The 16,788-nt window shown below is 63.1% G+C and carries 19 protein-coding genes; 15 read left to right on the top strand and 4 right to left on the bottom strand.

Annotated features, from left to right (window positions below; all coding sequences use genetic code 11):
* Positions 1–67 precede the first annotated feature (67 nt).
* From phnD to phnP, 12 genes are all read left to right on the top strand, one after another.
* Positions 68–1,075 carry a phosphonate ABC transporter substrate-binding protein gene (gene phnD / locus ACV17W_RS12525; protein WP_462592656.1) on the top strand — a complete coding sequence of 336 codons (1,008 nt, stop codon included), beginning with the start codon at positions 68–70 and terminating at the stop codon, positions 1,073–1,075.
* 96 nt (positions 1,076–1,171) lie between these two features.
* Positions 1,172–1,966: a phosphonate ABC transporter, permease protein PhnE gene (gene phnE, locus ACV17W_RS12520; protein ID WP_462592655.1), complete on the top strand. Its 795-nt coding sequence runs from the start codon at positions 1,172–1,174 to the stop codon at positions 1,964–1,966.
* 33 nt (positions 1,967–1,999) lie between these two features.
* Positions 2,000–2,716, top strand: a complete 717-nt coding sequence (locus ACV17W_RS12515) for a GntR family transcriptional regulator (protein ID WP_462592654.1) — start codon at positions 2,000–2,002, stop codon at positions 2,714–2,716.
* The gene (phnG, locus tag ACV17W_RS12510) at positions 2,706–3,173 is read left to right on the top strand and encodes a phosphonate C-P lyase system protein PhnG (RefSeq protein WP_462592653.1); all 468 of its coding nucleotides are present in this window, start codon (positions 2,706–2,708) and stop codon (positions 3,171–3,173) included. Before ACV17W_RS12515 ends, phnG begins: the two co-directional genes overlap by 11 nt.
* Positions 3,173–3,772 carry a phosphonate C-P lyase system protein PhnH gene (phnH, locus tag ACV17W_RS12505; RefSeq protein ID WP_462592652.1) on the top strand — a complete coding sequence of 200 codons (600 nt, stop codon included), beginning with the start codon at positions 3,173–3,175 and terminating at the stop codon, positions 3,770–3,772. The genes phnG and phnH overlap by 1 nt, the downstream gene beginning before the upstream one ends.
* Entirely contained in the window at positions 3,773–4,879 is a 1,107-nt protein-coding gene (locus ACV17W_RS12500; protein ID WP_462592651.1) for a carbon-phosphorus lyase complex subunit, read from the top strand.
* Positions 4,876–5,748: an alpha-D-ribose 1-methylphosphonate 5-phosphate C-P-lyase PhnJ gene (locus ACV17W_RS12495; RefSeq protein WP_462592650.1), complete on the top strand. Its 873-nt coding sequence runs from the start codon at positions 4,876–4,878 to the stop codon at positions 5,746–5,748. The genes ACV17W_RS12500 and ACV17W_RS12495 overlap by 4 nt, the downstream gene beginning before the upstream one ends.
* Positions 5,745–6,515: a phosphonate C-P lyase system protein PhnK gene (gene phnK / locus ACV17W_RS12490; protein ID WP_462592649.1), complete on the top strand. Its 771-nt coding sequence runs from the start codon at positions 5,745–5,747 to the stop codon at positions 6,513–6,515. Before ACV17W_RS12495 ends, phnK begins: the two co-directional genes overlap by 4 nt.
* 9 nt (positions 6,516–6,524) lie before the next feature.
* On the top strand, positions 6,525–7,214 hold the full coding sequence (gene phnL / locus ACV17W_RS12485) for a phosphonate C-P lyase system protein PhnL (RefSeq protein ID WP_462592648.1): 690 nt from the start codon (positions 6,525–6,527) through the stop codon (positions 7,212–7,214).
* A 3-nt stretch (positions 7,215–7,217) separates the two neighbouring features.
* Positions 7,218–8,363, top strand: a complete 1,146-nt coding sequence (locus ACV17W_RS12480) for an alpha-D-ribose 1-methylphosphonate 5-triphosphate diphosphatase (RefSeq protein ID WP_462592647.1) — start codon at positions 7,218–7,220, stop codon at positions 8,361–8,363.
* Entirely contained in the window at positions 8,336–8,989 is a 654-nt protein-coding gene (phnN, locus tag ACV17W_RS12475; protein WP_462592646.1) for a phosphonate metabolism protein/1,5-bisphosphokinase (PRPP-forming) PhnN, read from the top strand. The genes ACV17W_RS12480 and phnN overlap by 28 nt, the downstream gene beginning before the upstream one ends.
* Positions 8,895–9,692 carry a phosphonate metabolism protein PhnP gene (gene phnP, locus ACV17W_RS12470; protein WP_462592645.1) on the top strand — a complete coding sequence of 266 codons (798 nt, stop codon included), beginning with the start codon at positions 8,895–8,897 and terminating at the stop codon, positions 9,690–9,692. The genes phnN and phnP overlap by 95 nt, the downstream gene beginning before the upstream one ends.
* 83 nt (positions 9,693–9,775) lie before the next feature.
* Here the strand turns inward: phnP and ACV17W_RS12465 are convergent, their stop codons facing one another.
* Positions 9,776–10,660 (bottom strand): MBL fold metallo-hydrolase, encoded by an 885-nt coding sequence (locus ACV17W_RS12465; protein ID WP_462592644.1) that lies wholly within the window; start codon positions 10,658–10,660, stop codon positions 9,776–9,778.
* 19 nt (positions 10,661–10,679) lie between these two features.
* The gene (locus ACV17W_RS12460) at positions 10,680–11,678 is read right to left on the bottom strand and encodes a Bug family tripartite tricarboxylate transporter substrate binding protein (RefSeq protein ID WP_462592643.1); all 999 of its coding nucleotides are present in this window, start codon (positions 11,676–11,678) and stop codon (positions 10,680–10,682) included.
* A 97-nt stretch (positions 11,679–11,775) separates the two neighbouring features.
* On the opposite strand from ACV17W_RS12460, the gene ACV17W_RS12455 reads away from it, so the two are divergent.
* On the top strand, positions 11,776–12,714 hold the full coding sequence (locus tag ACV17W_RS12455) for a LysR family transcriptional regulator (protein WP_462592642.1): 939 nt from the start codon (positions 11,776–11,778) through the stop codon (positions 12,712–12,714).
* Positions 12,715–13,004: 290 nt separating this feature from the next.
* Positions 13,005–13,829, top strand: coding sequence for an SAM-dependent methyltransferase (locus ACV17W_RS12450; protein WP_462592641.1), 825 nt, complete (start codon positions 13,005–13,007; stop codon positions 13,827–13,829).
* 109 nt (positions 13,830–13,938) lie between these two features.
* On the opposite strand, the gene ACV17W_RS12445 is transcribed toward ACV17W_RS12450, so the two are convergent.
* A complete protein-coding gene (locus ACV17W_RS12445) occupies positions 13,939–14,307 on the bottom strand; it encodes a winged helix-turn-helix transcriptional regulator (protein ID WP_462592640.1) in 369 nt (122 codons plus the stop codon).
* A gap of 100 nt (positions 14,308–14,407) precedes the next feature.
* Here ACV17W_RS12445 and ACV17W_RS12440 point away from each other — a divergent pair, with 100 nt between their 5' ends.
* Complete coding sequence (locus tag ACV17W_RS12440) at positions 14,408–15,421, top strand: zinc-binding alcohol dehydrogenase family protein (protein WP_462592639.1); 1,014 nt, start codon at positions 14,408–14,410, stop codon at positions 15,419–15,421.
* Between the two features lie 190 nt (positions 15,422–15,611).
* Here the strand turns inward: ACV17W_RS12440 and ACV17W_RS12435 are convergent, their stop codons facing one another.
* The gene (locus ACV17W_RS12435) at positions 15,612–16,778 is read right to left on the bottom strand and encodes a mandelate racemase/muconate lactonizing enzyme family protein (RefSeq protein ID WP_462592638.1); all 1,167 of its coding nucleotides are present in this window, start codon (positions 16,776–16,778) and stop codon (positions 15,612–15,614) included.
* Between the last annotated feature and the right edge of the window lie 10 nt (positions 16,779–16,788).

Here is a 16,788-nt window from a genome sequence, read left to right as displayed (position 1 = left end):
GGCGGATCTGGCTTTCCCTTCTTCAACTTGTCTAGACAGCGGTTTCTGACCGCCAGGAGTGTTGATCATGTTCAAGTGCATGCGCAGGATCCTACTGAGCACGGCAGCAGCCGGAATCGCGTTCAGCGGTTTCGCTCAAGCGAATGAGCCCCAGCAACTCAACTTCGGAATCATCTCGACAGAGTCGTCGCAGAATTTGAAGGCGCAATGGGAGCCCTTCCTGGCGGCGATGAGCAAGCAGACAGGCATGGAGATCAAGGCATTCTTTGCGCCCGACTATGCCGGCATCATCCAGGGCATGCGCTTCAACAAGGTGGATGTGGCCTGGTACGGTAACAAATCGGCCATGGAGGCCGTAGATCGTGCGGGAGGAGAGATCTTCATGCAGACGGTGGCTGCCGACAGCAGCCCGGGCTACTGGAGCCTGCTGATCGCTCACAAAGACAGCCCTGTCAACTCCGTCGAAGACATGCTCAAGCGTTCCAGGACCCTTACGTTCAGCAACGGCGATCCGAATTCGACGTCAGGCTATCTGGTGCCTGGTTACTACGTGTTCGCCCAGAACAATGTCGAGCCCAAAGAGATCTTCAAGCGCACCCTGAATGCGAGTCACGAGGTCAATGCGCTCAGCGTCGCCAACAAGCAGGTGGATATTGCGACGTTCAACACGGAAGGCCTGGAACGGTTGGAACTCACCAATCCCGAGAAGGCGCAGTCCCTCAAGGTGATCTGGAAGTCGCCGCTGATTCCCGCAGATCCCATCGTATGGCGCAAGAGCCTGCCGGACGCCACCAAGCAGAAGCTGCTCGCCTTCTTCACGAACTACGGCGCCAACGCCGAGGAATTGGCGGTGCTGGCTGGCCTGCAGTGGGGGAAGTTCCGCGCCTCGAACGACGATCAGCTGCTGCCCATACGCCAACTGGAACTGTTCAAGGCTCGTAGCCAGGTCGCGGCCGATGCCACGCTGAGCGACGCCGAGAAAAAGGCCAGGCTGGCAGGCATTGACGCCGATCTGAAGAAGTTGGCAGAACGCATGGCGGCCACCGACAAGACGGTCGCGAGCGCCGTCAATTGAAGGTGCTGCGCTGCTGATACCCCTGTGCTGCCCGGTGGCGTTGCCGCAAGCTGGCCACCGGGAGCGTGCTGACTCCATCGACCACGGTTCTACGCAATGACGACGATAGTTTCGGGCCGCCCGGCCTGTCCGCCTCCCAGGCAGAACACCCTGACATGGCTGGGCTGGCTAGCGCTGGCTCTCATACTGCTCTGGTCATGGGATGGCGCGGAAATGAATCCCGCCATGTTGTGGCGCGATGCCGGAAACATGCGCGTTTTCCTGGCCGATTTCTTTCCACCGGATTTTCAGTACTGGCGGCTGTATCTCGGTGAGATGCTGGTGACGGTACAGATCGCGGTATGGGGAACAGTCCTGGCCATCATCTGCTCGATCCCCTTGGGCATACTCTGTTCAGAGAACCTCGCGCCCTGGTGGGTATCCCAGCCGGTCCGCCGCGTCATGGACGCCTTTCGTTCCATCAACGAGATGGTGTTCGCCATGCTCTTCGTGGTGGCTGTGGGGCTGGGTCCGTTTGCGGGGGTCATGGCCTTGTTCGTGGGTACGACCGGCGTGCTCGCCAAACTGTTCGCAGAAGCCGTCGAAGCCATCGACGCCGGGCCGGTGGAAGGGGTGAGGGCAACCGGTTCCAGCAACCTGCAGGAAATCATCTATGGGGTGATACCGCAGGTGCTGCCCTTGTGGATTTCGTACGCGCTGTATCGCTTCGAATCGAACGTGCGGTCGGCAACGGTGGTGGGCATGGTGGGCGCGGGCGGTATAGGCGTCACGCTGTGGGAAGCCATAAGGGGCTTTCAGTTGGCCCAGACCTGCGCCATTCTCATCATCATTATTGTCGCCGTGAGCTGCATCGACATCGTGTCGCAGCGTCTGCGCAAGCATTTCATCTAGACCGGCCGCACGGGCCGACAACCTGGAATGAACATGTCTAGACAACAGCAGCCACGTTATCTGGCGCTTGCACAACTGCTGCGGGCGAAGCTGGGCGGCTACAGCGCCGGTGAATATCTGCCACCCGAGTGGGCACTGGCGCAGCGCTACGAGGTGAACCGACACACGCTGCGCCGGGCGGTGGACGAACTGATTGCAGAAGGCAGGGTGCTGCGCCACAAGGGGCGAGGAACCTGCGTGCTGCCACAACCGATTGTCTACCCGCTGCATGCCGCAAGCGCCTACAGCAAGACTCTCGAAGGAATGGGTTTCCGTTCAGGCGCCGTGCTGGTTCGCAAGCGCGAACGCAGCGCGCGGCGCGACGAGATAGCAGACCTGCAGTTGCGCGACGACGAGCAGGTGATCGAGTTCGAGACTCTCCGACTTCTGGATCAGCAACCCATCAGCCTGATCACGCACTGCTTCGCCGCCCGCCACCGCGAGTTGGTGCTTTCCTATCGGGGCGGCTCGGTGCGTTCACATCTCGCGCAACAAGGCGTGCCGCTGAGACGGCTTTCCACGCTGATCGGCGCTCGCATCCCGACGCCCCGGCACGCATTGCGTCTCATGATGCCGCGGCATACGCCGCTGCTCACCATCAGGACACTTTCCGGCGGCCCGGATGGAGCGCCGTTCGAGCTGTCGCGCTCGCTTACTCGGGCCGATCGATTCAAGTATCACGTCATTTCTGGAGAAAACCGTGACGACTAGCATGCCCACGCCACCCGTCGACGCTGCGCGAGAAGGCCGCCAGCAGTGGATGAAAGTACTGACCGGCGCCGGCGCGCGCCTGTTGGCCTACAGCGATGAACTGCGGCGGGTCGAGCACCGCTTCATACGGCCCGCGGAGATCGGCATGGTCATGGTGCGCGCGCGCATGGGCGCGCGTGGAGCGCCCTTCAATCTGGGCGAGATGACGGTCACACGCTGCGTGGTGCAGCTGGCCGACGGTCGCCATGGCCATGGATATGTGTCGGGGCGCAGCCGCCCGCAGGCCGAGCTTGCAGCCCTTGCCGACGCGCAACTGCAGGGAGACAGGCAGGCGCACTGGCTGGATCGCCTCATCGAGCCGCTGCGGCGCGAGCAGGCCGCAGATCGCGCGGCGAAGAACGCCGCCAGTGCAGCCACGACGGTCGAGTTCGTGACCCTGGTACGAGGAGAAGACTGATGAGCGAGGCGTCATTGCTGCGGCCGGCATTTGCCGATCCGATTCATGCCACACAACAAGTTTTCCGCCGGGCGCTGGCCGCGTTGTCCGAGCCGGGGCTGGAGCAGACTGTTGAAGGCGCGCCCGCCCTTGACGGGCTGGCGCCCGCCACTTATGCGCTGTGTCTTTCCCTGCTGGATGCCGATACGCCTGTCTGGTTGAGCCCGGCCCTGGAAACCCCCGCGTTGCGCGCCAACCTGGCGTTTCATTGCGGCTGCCCCATCGTCACTACGCCAGCGCAGGCCGCCTTCGCGGTGCTGACGGGCCAAGACGCGGCGGACCTGGGTTCATTCGATCCAGGTACTGACCGCGATCCGCACCTGTCCTGCACGGTTCTTGTCCAGCTGGACGCGCTGCTGGGCGGGACGCCGACCGCATGGCAGGGCCCGGGCATTCTCGGCAAGCGATCCATGCGCATCCCACTGCCGGAAGCGTTCTGGTCGCAGCGCGCCGCCCACGGATTCCCGAAGGGGCTGGATTGTTTTCTTACCGCCGGGTACGCGTTTGTGGGCCTGCCCCGCAGCACGCGCGTAATTCGCCTGACGCAAGAGGTGAACTGAATGTATGTTGCCGTAAAAGGAGGCGAACAGGCGATCGACAACGCGCATGCCCTGCTGGCCAGCAGAAGGCGGGGTGATCCGTCCGTGCCCGAGTTGTCGGTTGAGCAGATTCGCCAGCAGATGCCCCTGGCGGTGTCCAGAGTCATGGGCGAAGGATCGCTGTACGACGAAGAGCTGGCCGCACTGGCCATCAAGCAGGCCGCCGGCGACCTTGTCGAGGCCATATTCCTGTTGCGCGCGTACCGCACAACCCTGCCGCGTTTCATGGCAAGCGTGCCCTTGCGCACGGAGACCATGCGCGTCGACCGCCGAGTATCGGCCATCTTCAAGGATCTGCCGGGCGGACAACGTCTGGGTCCCACGTTCGATTACACCCATCGGCTGCTCGACTTCAGTCTGCTGGCAGAGGGCGGGTCCACGAATGCCTCGGCAGCGGCGCCGACCGCGGCACCGGCCGAGGCGTGCCCGCATGTGTCCGAGATGCTGGCACGCGAAGGCCTGCTGGAAGCCGAGCGAGACGGCGAAGGTCCGGTACCGGACATCACGCGCGAACCGCTGGATTTTCCTTCGACGCGCGCCCAGCGCCTGCAGGCCCTGGCCCGGGGCGACGAGGGCTTTCTGCTCGCGATGGGCTATTCCACGCAGCGCGGCTACGGGCGGAATCACCCTTTTGCCGGCGAGATCCGTATCGGCGATGTCGAGGTCTGGATCGAGCCGGAAGAACTGGATTTTCCGGTGTTCATCGGCGATATCGAGCTTAGCGAGTGCGAGATGGTCAATCAGTTCGTAGGCAGCAAAACGCAGCCGCCCCAGTTTACGCGGGGCTACGGCCTTGCATTCGGCTACGCCGAACGCAAGGCGATGGGAATGGCGCTGGTCGACCGTGCCTTGCGCGCGGCCGAATACCAGGAAGAGGTCGAATCTCCCGCCCAGCAGGAGGAATTCGTGCTGATGCATTGCGACAACGTCGAGGCGGCGGGCTTCGTTTCGCATCTGAAGCTGCCGCATTATGTGGACTTCCAGTCTGAGCTGGACCTCATCCGCAAAATGCGCCGGGGCGTGGGCGATGCTGCCGCCGAACCGCAGGAACAGGAGGACGCGGCATGAGGACGCAAGACCAAAACCCCGTGGCCGAAGCGGCATACAACTTCGCCTACCTGGACGAACAGACCAAGCGCGGGCTGCGCCGGGGCCTGTTGAAGGCAGTGGCGATTCCCGGTTTCCAGGTGCCCTTCGGGGGGCGCGAGATGCCGCTGCCGTACGGGTGGGGTACAGGCGGCATGCAGGTCACGGCCGCCGTGCTGGGACGCGACGACGTGCTCAAAGTGATCGACCAGGGCGCCGACGACACGACCAATGCGGTATCCATACGCCGCTTCTTCACGCGCACGGCCGGCGTTCGCACCACGCAGCGTACCGATCTGGCGTCGATCATCCAGACGCGCCACCGCATTCCGGAAACGCCTTTGCGCAGCGGTCAGATCATGGTGTTCCAGGTGCCCATACCGGAACCCCTGCGATTCATCGAGCCGTCGGATTCGGAGACGCGGGCCATGCATGCCCTGAACGACTATGGCGTGATGCACGTGAAACTGTACGAAGACATCGCCACCTACGGGCATATTGCAACGACATATGCGTACCCGGTCATGGTGGATCAACGCTACGTCATGGACCCGTCGCCCATTCCCAAGTTCGACAACCCCAAGCTCGACGCGAGCCCGGCATTGATGCTGTTCGGCGCCGGCCGGGAGAAGCGGCTCTACGCGGTGCCCCCGTACACCCGCGTGGAAAGCCTGGACTTTGAGGACTACCCATTCGAGTTGCCGCGCTGGGAACATAGCTGCGCCTTCTGCGGCAGCACTGATTCATACCTGGACGAGCTGATTGTGGACGACCAGGGCACGCGTCAGTTCGTATGCTCCGACACCGATTACTGCAGCCAGCGCAGCGATACCCAGGAGGCCACGGCATGAGCCCGCTACTTTCCGTACGTGACCTGACATTGCTGTACGGGCCGGACAAAGGCTGCCAGCAGGTTTCATTCGACTTGTACCCCGGGGAAGTGCTGGGCATCGTGGGCGAGTCGGGTTCGGGAAAATCTACGCTGCTGAGCGTGCTTTCGGGACGCAACACCCCGGATACCGGCCGGGTGACCTATTTCTGCCCGAAGCAGGGTGCGATTGATCTGTACCGTGCTTCCGAAGCGCAACGTCGCAACCTGCTGCGCACCGAGTGGGGTTTCGTCGAGCAGAACCCGCGGGACGGCCTGCGCATGAATGTATCCGCGGGCGCCAATATCGGGGAACGCCTGATGGCCCAGGGTGTCCGCCACTACGGTCAACTGCGCCAGGCGGGACTGCAATGGCTCCAGCAGGTGGAGATCGACGCCGCCCGCATCGATGATCTGCCCCGCACCTTTTCGGGCGGAATGCAGCAACGCCTGCAGATCGCGCGAAACCTGGTATCAAGCCCCCGCTTGATGTTCATGGACGAACCCACCGGTGGTCTGGACGTCTCGGTGCAGGCCCACCTGCTGGATCTGGTGCGCGGCCTGGTGCGGGACCTGCAGCTGGCCGTCGTCATTGTCACCCACGACCTCGCGGTGGCCCGCCTGCTGGCCGACCGGCTGATGGTGATGCGCCGGTCGCGCGTCGTCGAAACGGGGCTTACCGACCAGATCCTCGACGACCCCCAGCATCCCTACAGCCAGTTGCTGGTGTCTTCTGTTCTGCAGCCCTGAGGAATACCGATGAAACCCGTTATGGAAGTAAAGGGCCTGAGCAAGACGTTCACCCTGCACCAGCAGCACGGCGTGGTGCTCAGCGTGCTGAAACACCTGGATTTTTCGGTCGTGGCAGGTGAATGCCTGTTGCTGCACGGGCAATCGGGCGCCGGAAAGTCGACGCTGTTGCGCACCCTCTATGGCAACTACCTGCCTACCGGCGGCAGCATACGCGTACTCCACGAAGGCCGCATGATGGAAGTGGTGGGTGCCGAGCCGCGCCATACCCTGGCATTGCGGCGCACGACGCTGGGCTATGTCAGCCAGTTTCTGAGGGTCATTCCCCGAGTGAGCTGCATCAGTGTCGTCATGGAGCCGGCGCTGGCGCGCGGTGTCGACGAGGCCAGGGCGCGCGCGCGGGCCGAAGACCTGCTGCGGCGCCTCGGCATACCGGAACGTCTGTGGCCTCTGGCGCCCGGAACTTTCTCGGGCGGTGAACAGCAACGCGTCAATATCGCTCGCAGTTTCATGGTGCATTGGCCTCTGCTGCTGCTAGACGAACCCACCGCGTCGCTGGACCAGGCCAACCGGAACGTGGTGATGGAACTGATTGCGGAAGCACGCGCGGCCGGCTCGGCCTTGATTGCAATTTCACACGATGCGGTCACGCGCGAGAAGATCGCCGATCGCTGTCTGGATATGACACCCAAGGAGTAAGCCATGCATGCCGACCAGATCTTCACGAATGCCCGCGTGGTGACCGACACCGAGATGTTCCTGGGCACGGTCGCCGTGCGCGACGGACTGATTCACGATGTCAGCCAGGGACGCAGCGCACTGCCGCACGCGCAGGATATGCAGGGCGATTACCTGCTGCCCGGGCTGGTGGAGCTGCACACCGACAATCTGGAGAAGTACATGAATCCCCGGCCCGGCGTAGACTGGCCGCCCGAGTCTGCCGTGCTGGCCCATGATGCTCAGGTGGTGGCGGCGGGAATCACCACGGTGTTCGATGCGCTTGCCATCGGCGATGTCAATCCGAAGGGCGACCGCATGCGGCAGCTTCCCGTCATGCAGAAAGCGGTGACGCAGGCCGAGCAGCGCGGTCATACGCGCGCGGAACACCGTCTGCATCTGCGCTGCGAACTGAGCCACGCAAAAACCGTGGATGTCTTCACCGAAATGGTGGATAACCCGCTGGTGCAGATGGTTTCAGTGATGGACCATTCGCCCGGTCAGCGCCAGTTCGTCAAGATTGAAAAGTACCGCGAGTACTACCAGGGCAAGTATCACCTGAGCGACGCAGAGATGGACGAGTTCATCGAAAGGCAGATGGCCAATTCCCGTCGCTACAGCGATCAATACCGTCGGTCTATCGCAACCGAGTGCCGGCAGCGCTCGCTCTCGCTGGCGAGCCACGACGACGCCACGCCTGAGCACGTGCAGGAGTCCGCCGGCTACGGCATGAGCATTGCCGAGTTTCCCACCACCGTCGAAGCGGCCGCGGTCAGTCATCGGCTGGGCCTCAAAGTGCTGATGGGCGCCCCGAACATCGTGCGCGGCGGGTCGCATTCCGGCAATGTCGCCGCCGCGGACCTGGCAACGCAGGGTGTGCTGGACATTCTGTCCAGCGATTACTACCCGTCGAGCCTGTTGCAGGCCGCCCGGCGCCTGGCGTGCGAGACCGAGGGCTACGATCTGCCCCGGGCCGTTCGTGCAATCAGCCTCACTCCCGCGCGTGCGGCCGGACTGCATGATCGCGGCGAGATTCGTGCGGGCCTGCGCGCCGACCTGGTGCGCGTACAGTCGCACGACGACCAGTTCGTGGTGCATCATGTATGGCGTGGCGGACGACGGGTATTCTGATGGCGGGTCGGCTGATCTACCTGATCGGACCCTCGGGGTCGGGCAAGGACACGGTTCTGCAAGGGCTTTGCCGCTTGATGGGTGCGCGCGCGTACCTTGCGCCGCGGCTCATTACGCGCCCAGCCACCGACACCGAGCAGGGCGCGATGTTCGTTTCCCACGCCGAATTCCTGCGCATCGAGCGTCAGGGCGGTTTTGCCATGTCATGGCGGGCCAATGGCCTTGCTTATGGCGTACGCAGCGACATCAACGAGCGGCTGCATGCAGGCTTTGACGTGCTCGTCAACGGCTCGCGCGAGTTCCTGCCCGAGGCCCGAAGGCGCTATCGGCAACTGGTGCCCGTATTGCTCGAGGTCGATGATGCGACACTGCGGCGGCGGCTGATGGCGCGAGGGCGGGAGAATCTCGAGGAGATCCTCCAGCGGCTGGCCCGCAACGACGCTTACACCGAGCTCGCGCGATCAGGGCATGCCGGTCCCATCGCGACGCTGGACAACTCCGGCCCCGTCGAGCAAACGATTCAAGCCTTATATGACTACCTGCACTCTGCCGACCGCTGCGTCCGCCACGAGCTTGCGATTGACGCTGTTGGGAACGGGCAGCGCGGCGCAGCTTCCCGTCTATAACTGCGATTGCATCGCGTGCGGTCGGGCGAGGCTAGACGTGCGCTTTCGGCGCGGGCCGTGCTCGGCCCTGCTTGAATGCGGCGACGCGCGCTGGCTGATCGACGCAGGGCTCACCGACCTTGCAGAGCGGTTTCCCCCTGGCAGCCTCAGCGGCATATTGCAGACGCACTACCATGCCGATCACGCACAAGGACTGCTGCACCTGCGCTGGGGCAAGAACCTCAGCATTCCGGTGCTGGGCCCCGCCGATCCGGAAGGGCTGGCGGATCTATACCGGCACCCAGGCATACTGGACTTCACGCGCACGCTGTCGGCGTTCGTTCCCGTGTCATTGCAGGGCTGCCAGGTGGTACCCGTACCGCTGGCGCATTCGCGGCCCACATTCGGGTATCTGTTCGAATGCCGGGGCAGCCGCTGCGCCTACCTCACGGACACCGTCGGGCTGCCCCCGAATACCGAGGAATATTTGCAGAGCCGGCCCTTGGACCTTCTGGTGCTGGATTGCTCGTTTCCCCCCGCGCCGTCCGCGCCGCGCAATCACAACGACCTGACTCGCGCCATGGATATCGTCCGCACGCTGCAGGTCAGGAAAACGGTGCTGACCCATATCGGGCATGGGTTCGACACATGGCTCATGCGGTACGGCCATGAGCTTCCGGAAGGCGTGGCGATCGCGCGTGACGGAATGGTGCTTGCCGTCTAGTCTGCGCCGGGCACGCGCGGGCTGGATAGCCGGGCCTCAAACGCGGGCTTGGCCGGCCCGCGTGTGAGGCCCGCTGGTGGCGCTCAATCCAGCTTGACGGGCGACGGGCCCTCAAAGGGGATTTCCATTCCGTCTTCGCCGAAGAAGATGTTTCCGCGATATACGGTGGCGATTTCGCGCACGATACGCTCGCGCAGTCCAGGCCGATCGAATTGTTCGGTGACGTGGGAAATGACCAGGTTGCGCACGTTTGCGGCCGCCGCCATTTCGGCGAGTTCCATGTGCCCCATGGTGAAGGCGGCAAATACTTTGCTGGGTTCGGTACCCGACATGTAGTGGCACATGTGCACCAGCACATCGCAATCCTTCGCAAGCTCTGCAAGCGCGCGGCTGGGACCGGTGTCGCCCGAATAGACGAACGATCGTCCGCCGGCGTCCAGGCGGTAACCGTACGAGACGAGGTGCGGCGCAAAGTGATTGACGGGCGCCACCCGTACCGTCCATGCGGGGTTGCTCACAGTGGCGTGCGCGTCGAGTTCATGCAGCACAGGGTTGGGCCGGGCACGTTTGCCGATTCCCCCACGCGCCTGGTACACATCGATGCTTGCCTGGTTTTCAGTGCGCGAGATCAGATCGGGTCCGAAGACCCCATCGTCTCCGATCATCCGTTCGGTGATCAGCTTCAGCGGCGGGGGACCATAGACGTTCAGCTCGGGGATCTTGCCTGCCCCCTGGTCCCAGCGGGTCAGCAGCAGGCGAGGATAGTCCCCCATGTGGTCGTAATGGTGATGGCTGAAGAACACATGGGAAACCTGCGTGCATCGTATGCCGAGTTCCAGCAGCCGATGGTGCGCGCCGAATCCATGGTCAAACACGAGGTATTCATCGTTTACACGAACAACATAGCCGGAGCACATCCTGCGTAGCGAAGGCGTGGGGGTTCCGGTGCCCAGTAACCAAAGTTGCATGTCTTGTCTCGGTATCGACTTATTGAGCAGAAATTTTCAGTTCATCAATCAGCTGGGCGTACTTGACCTGCTCTTGCTCCACGAACGTCGCAAAGCCGGCTGCGGAGAGTTTGGAGGTTTCCACGCCTTGCATTGCAAGGGCTTCGCGTACGTCCGGCGATTGCAGGATGGCGGCGATCCGCGAATGCAGGAACTGCTGTTTTTCGGCAGGCACGGCTTTCGCGACGAAGAATCCAAACCATCCGGACAGATCGAGGCGGGCATATTTGCCCGATGCCAGCCCGGGCGCGTCCGGCAAGGATGGACTCGGTGCCTTCGCCGTGACACCCAGCGCATTCAGGCGACCGCTCTTCACGAAGGGAATGGCCGGCGGCATGCCCGAGAAGTACACATCGACGACGCCACCGACCGTGTCGGCCACGGCCTGGCTGCCGCCCTTGTAAGGGACGGCGAAAATATCGATGTCGGCATCTTTGGCGAGTAGGGCGCCGGCGATATCTGCCGGGCTTCCGTTACCCGCCGTGGCGTATGACAGCCGTCCCGGCTGTTCCCTGGCCAGGGCGACGAGTTCCTCGATGTTCCTTGCCGGCACCTTCGGGTTTGCAACCAGCAGCAGCGGCGTCGAGCCCGCCAACGCAATCGGCGAGAAGTCCCGGACGACGTCATACCCGACGTCTTTGCGCAGGATGGGGTTGATCACCATTTCAGACGTATAGCCCAGCAGCAGCGTATAGCCGTCTGCCTGCGCGCGTGCGACCTGGCTGGCACCGATAGAGCCGGCCGCTCCCGGCTTGTTCTCGACCACGACGGGCTGCTTCAAATCTTCCGCCAGTTTCTTGCCGACCAATCTTGCAATCACATCGCCAGTGCCGCCGGGCCCGTAGGGGACGACGATGCGCATTGCCTGGCTGGGATACGTCTGCTGCGCTTGGGCTATCCCTGCGGCCGCACTCAGACAAATAGCCAGGGTGCCGGTGTGTTTCAGCACTCGACGCCGGACTCGATTGATCGCTTGCATTGAATTCCCCTGAAATTATTGGATTGCATGATTTTGATATTATCCCGGTGCGTTATGTCATAACACTTTTGTTATGACGGGCGGGCCGGGAGAGCGGTTGGACAATTTGTTTTCAAAGTTGCGCGTCAAAGACCTGGAGCTGCTGCGTGAGATCGCGGCGACGGGATCCCTTACGGCGGTGGCCATCGCGCGCGGCATGACTCAGCCGGGTCTGAGCCGTAGCCTGCGCGACATCGAGGCCGCCCTGGGCGCTCCGGTGTTTTCGAGAGACAAGTCGCGGGGCCTCGAGCCCACGCCGCTGGGCGCCTTGCTGCTGTCACGTATCGGGCTGCTGCTCGCCGAGGCTGAAGCGATCAAAGAAGAAGTGCTCGCATTCAGGCAAGGCCGCGGTGCGCACTTGCGGCTGGGGGTGATTCCCTTTGTGTCGAACACGCTGATGCAGGCGGTCTTGCGGGAGCTCACTACTGATATGCACGGTATGTCGGTCAGCACCTACGAGGCTTCCACCGACCAGCTCGTCCTGGCGCTGCGCAGACAGGAGCTGGATGTGGTGCTGGGCCGCATCACCGTCGACGCGCACGGTCACGAGCTCTATCAGGAACGCCTCTTCACGCAGACCGCCGCTGTCGTGACCCGCGCAGACGGCCCGTTTGCCGCGGGCATGCCCCCGCTGTTGGACAGCCTGCACCAGTATGACTGGGTGCTGCCGCCCCAGGCCAGTCCGACACGATTGGCTTTTGCAGAGGCTTTTCTTTCTCGTGGCGCCGCGCCGCCGGCCGCCCGCATTGAAACGACATCGGCGCGGCTGATCCACGCGGCAATTTATTCGCGCGTGGCGGCATTGGGCCTCCTGCCGTGGGACCTTGCCGTCGAACTGGAGAAGTGGGGGGAGGTGAAAGCCGTCGACTTCCCAGCCCCATTCAAAATGCCGCCGGTCGGACTGATCATGCTGGACAAGCGCCGCGCGCTTCCCGCTGTCCGCGCGTTTCGCGATGTCGTCCACCAGGTGCTGGCGCAATCCCTGGCTTATCGGTAAGGCCTGGCACAGCCGGCCGCGACCAGTGGCACGGCATGATGTCGAGGCGCAGGTGGCCGGCCTGCGATCGGGCATCGGCACGTCGAGAGCTTGTTACCCTTGCGGTGGCGGGCGTTGACTGTATATGCTGCATGCATCTGGCAAACGGATTGGACGAGGCTGACTGGCCCGGCCAGGCTGCGCCGGCATGCCGATTCACCCGATCGGTAATCCGCCGGAAGAAGGGCGTCCTGCCTTTCCGGTGCGCCACGATATTTCCTCTTGAAGTACCCCTTCCCCGGAGAGCGTCGATGATAGCTGTGCGTAAATCCCTGGCCGCCGCCCTAGTTTGCGTGTTCGCGTGGCAAGGCAATGCCGCCGCCGTGGCCCAGACCGCCCCCGCCACTGCCTACCAGCCCACAGTGGGCCAGTCGGGCAAGGATGTCGTCTGGGTGCCAACGCCACAGGCGCTGGTAGATCGCATGCTCGACATGGCCGAACTCACCCCCCAGGACCGCCTCGTGGACCTGGGCAGCGGAGATGGCCGCACCGTCATAACCGCGGCGCAGCGAGGCGCCTCCGCGCGCGGTATCGAATTCAACCCGGACATGGTGGAACTCGCCAAGCGCGCCGCGCGCGACGCGGGCGTCACAGACCGCGCCAGGTTCGAACAGGGAGATATCTTCGAGGCAGACTTTTCCGAAGCCACGGTGATCACGCTGTTTCTGTTGCCTTCGCTGAATCTCAAACTGCGCCCCATCCTGCTGGACATGAAGCCGGGCACGCGCATCGTGTCGAATTCGTTCACCATGGATGACTGGGAGCCCGATGAAACCGCTTCGGCGCAGCAAGACTGCTCGGCCTACTGCAGCGCTTATAAATGGGTCGTGCCGGCCAAGGTGGCGGGCACCTGGAAGCTGGGTGACGGCACGCTGGTGCTCGAACAGACCTTCCAGATGCTGAACGGGTCCCTGCGCGATGGCGGCAACAGCCTGCCCATCAGCAACGCCCGCCTGAATGGCGAGAAGATCCAGTTCTCGGCCGGCGGTGAAACCTATACGGGCAAGGTCGCGGGCCAGCAGATGCAAGGTACGGTCAACGGCAAGCCATGGACGGCCGTGCGGCAGGGCGGTTGAGTGTGATGCAGGGGGCAGCCGGGGTGCCGCCAGGCGCCTGACGGCCCCCGCCTTGATGGCCTGTCAGTTTGGCGGCCAGTCGTACCGGGGGGTAAAGACCCGGCAGTTTTCAGCGGCCGGCCTGTTCCGCTTTCGGCAGGCTGTTCTCGATATGGGTGTCGCCCCAGGCCTTCAAGGCATGGATGATGGGTGCCAGGGTCTGCCCGTAGTCGGTCAGACGATATTCCACCTTGGGCGGTACTTCTGGATAGACCTCGCGGCCGATCAGGCCATCGCGTTCCAGTTCACGAAGCTGATTCGTCAACATGCGCTGCGTAATGTTGGGCAGCAAACGGCGCAACTGGTTGAATCGCAGCACTTCTTCGGCAAGCAGGCGATAAAGGATCACGCCTTTCCATTTGCCGCCGATCAGGTTCAGGGTAGCTTCAACGGTGCACCCGGGCGTGCACGTGAAGTCTTCGTGGGCGACTCGGGCCATCACAGTACCTTTTTTGACACTATGTACGGATTATGTGCGTTCTTCCCTATATAGGCAATAACACCCACAATGGCCGCATTCACCTTTACAGGAGTACGCCATGAAAGCCATCGGTTTCCAACAAGCACTGCCCATCTCGGATCCGCAAGCCCTGGTCGACCTTGACCTTCCCGATCCGGAGTACGGTGATCAGGACCTTCTCGTCGAGGTACTGGCCATCGCCGTCAATCCGGTGGACACCAAGGTCCGCAAGTCGGCACGTCCTGCCCCCGGAACACCGCGTGTGCTGGGCTGGGACGCCGTGGGCCGCGTTCGTGCCATCGGATCGCAGGTCACGGGGTTCCGCCCTGGCGACCGTGTTTTCTATGCCGGTGCGATAGACCGCCCCGGGTCCAACGCCCAACTGCAGGCGGTGGATGCCCGTCTGGTGGCGCATGCGCCAGACCAGCTATCCGATGAAGACGCGGCGGCATTGCCCCTGACCTCGCTGACGGCGATGGAAACTCTTTACGACCGGCTCCGCGTCGATCAGCCGGTGCCCGGCGCGGCCGATGCCATCGTGATCATCGGGGGCGCAGGCGGGGTGGGTTCGGTCACCATTCAGTTGGCGCGCCATCTGACGGGCCTGACCGTGATCGCCACCGCCTCGCGACCGGAAACGATCGAATGGACGAAGAATTTGGGCGCGCATCATGTGATCGATCACAGGCAGCCGTTGGCGCCTCAGGTCGAGGCGCTGGGACTGGGCGCGCCGGCGTTCGTCTTTTCGACCACGCACACCGACAAGTACCTCGCGGATATCGCGCAACTGGTGGCGCCGCAGGGGCGCATCGCCCTGATTGACGATCCCGCCACGCTGGATATCATGCCGCTGAAGGCCAAGAGCCTGTCGATCCACTGGGAGCTGATGTTCACCCGTTCGTTGTTTGGCACCGCCGACATTCAGCGCCAACAGGAAATACTGCAGCAGGTAGCCGCATTGGCCAATACGGGCAAACTCGCCACGACTCGCACCCGGACGCTGGGCCGGATCGATGCGAAGAATCTTCGCGAGGCCCATGCCATCATCGAAAGCGGCAAGTCTATCGGCAAGCTGGTGCTGGCCGGCTGGTAGAAGCGTTGCGCAAGGTTGAATCGGCCACGGTCGAGCGGCCACCGCCCGGCGTAACGGGTTTCGGCCGCCGGGCCCACCACTTTGTGCGCGGCCGCCCGTATGGAATCCGGATGCCTGGTCGCAGCTGAGTGCTTTTTATCGCGAACGCGCGCCGGTGCGAGAAAAAAACCGGCCCGCATCCGGGCAGCGCTCAAGACGCCAGCTGGCGCATTTCAGCGATCAGATCGGCTTTGCCCTCGAATCCGATTCCGGGCAGCGGCGGCAGGTCGACATAACCGTCACGGACTTGCACGCCATCCGGAAATCCGCCGTAGGGCTGGAACAGATCGGGGTAGCTTTCGTTGCCGCCCAGCCCCAGTCCCGCCGCGATCGCCAGCGACATCTGATGCCCCCCGTGCGGTATGCAGCGCGAGGCTGACCAACCATGTTCCTTCAGCATGTCCAGCGTGCGCAGGTACTCGACCAGTCCATAGCTCAAGGCGCAATCAAACTGCAGCCAGTCGCGGTCGGGGCGCATGCCGCCATAGCGAATGAGGTTGCGAGCGTCCTGCATGGAAAACAGGTTCTCGCCCGTGGCCATGGGGCCTGCATATACCTCGCCCAGTCGCGCCTGAAGGTCATAGTCCAGCGGATCACCGGCTTCTTCGTACCAGAACAAGGGGTAATCGGAGAGCACGCGCGCGTATGCCACAGCGGTTTCCAGGTCGAAACGCCCGTTTGCATCGACGGCCAGCTGCTGGCCGGGGCCGAGCAGCTTCAGTACGGCTTCGATCCTGGAGCAGTCTTCATCGAGGCTGGCTCCCCCTATTTTCATCTTGACGACGGAATAGCCGCGCTCGAGGTAGCTGCTCATTTCGGCGCGCAGACCGTCCAGGCCTTTGCCGGGATAGTAATAGCCACCCGCCGCGTAGACGAAGACACGCGGCTTGGGCGCGCCGGTGCCGTACTGCTCGGCCAGCAGCTGGTACAGCGGCTTGCCAGCGATCTTGGCGACGGCATCCCATACCGCCATATCAATGGTACCGACCGCCACCGAGCGCTCGCCGTGGCCCCCCGGTTTCTCGTTGATCATCATCCGGGTCCAGACCTTGTGCGGATCGAGATTGCTGCCCGTGTCGTCGAGCAATGAACCCGGCTCGGCCTCGAGAATGCGTGGCGCGAAGCGTTCCCGGATCAGCCCTCCCTGGCCATATCGGCCGTTGGAATTGAACCCGTATCCCACTACCGGACGGCCATCCCGCACCACATCGGTCACCACGGCGACCAGGCTCAGGTTCATCTTCGAAAAGTCGATGTAGGCATTGCGGATATCCGAACGGATGGGGCGTGTCGACTCACGAATTTCTACGATCTTCATTACTGCTTCC

The sequence above is a fragment of the Bordetella sp. MIP270_01_BMS genome (assembly GCF_054958705.1).
The sequence above is the reverse complement of the archived record's forward strand: the minus strand, read 5'-3'. Positions and strand labels throughout refer to the sequence as shown.

Coding starts and splice junctions, on each gene's coding strand:
- phnH (WP_462592652.1), top strand. CDS start 3,173: ATGAGCGAGGCGTCATTGCTGCGGCCGGCATTTGCCGATCCGATTCAT.
- ACV17W_RS12465 (WP_462592644.1), bottom strand. CDS start 10,660: ATGCAACTTTGGTTACTGGGCACCGGAACCCCCACGCCTTCGCTACGC.
- ACV17W_RS12515 (WP_462592654.1), top strand. CDS start 2,000: ATGTCTAGACAACAGCAGCCACGTTATCTGGCGCTTGCACAACTGCTG.
- ACV17W_RS12460 (WP_462592643.1), bottom strand. CDS start 11,678: ATGCAAGCGATCAATCGAGTCCGGCGTCGAGTGCTGAAACACACCGGC.
- ACV17W_RS12440 (WP_462592639.1), top strand. CDS start 14,408: ATGAAAGCCATCGGTTTCCAACAAGCACTGCCCATCTCGGATCCGCAA.
- ACV17W_RS12480 (WP_462592647.1), top strand. CDS start 7,218: ATGCATGCCGACCAGATCTTCACGAATGCCCGCGTGGTGACCGACACC.
- phnP (WP_462592645.1), top strand. CDS start 8,895: ATGACTACCTGCACTCTGCCGACCGCTGCGTCCGCCACGAGCTTGCGA.
- phnK (WP_462592649.1), top strand. CDS start 5,745: ATGAGCCCGCTACTTTCCGTACGTGACCTGACATTGCTGTACGGGCCG.
- phnE (WP_462592655.1), top strand. CDS start 1,172: ATGACGACGATAGTTTCGGGCCGCCCGGCCTGTCCGCCTCCCAGGCAG.
- ACV17W_RS12450 (WP_462592641.1), top strand. CDS start 13,005: ATGATAGCTGTGCGTAAATCCCTGGCCGCCGCCCTAGTTTGCGTGTTC.
- ACV17W_RS12445 (WP_462592640.1), bottom strand. CDS start 14,307: ATGGCCCGAGTCGCCCACGAAGACTTCACGTGCACGCCCGGGTGCACC.
- ACV17W_RS12495 (WP_462592650.1), top strand. CDS start 4,876: ATGAGGACGCAAGACCAAAACCCCGTGGCCGAAGCGGCATACAACTTC.
- ACV17W_RS12500 (WP_462592651.1), top strand. CDS start 3,773: ATGTATGTTGCCGTAAAAGGAGGCGAACAGGCGATCGACAACGCGCAT.
- phnD (WP_462592656.1), top strand. CDS start 68: ATGTTCAAGTGCATGCGCAGGATCCTACTGAGCACGGCAGCAGCCGGA.
- ACV17W_RS12435 (WP_462592638.1), bottom strand. CDS start 16,778: ATGAAGATCGTAGAAATTCGTGAGTCGACACGCCCCATCCGTTCGGAT.
- phnN (WP_462592646.1), top strand. CDS start 8,336: ATGGCGTGGCGGACGACGGGTATTCTGATGGCGGGTCGGCTGATCTAC.
- phnL (WP_462592648.1), top strand. CDS start 6,525: ATGAAACCCGTTATGGAAGTAAAGGGCCTGAGCAAGACGTTCACCCTG.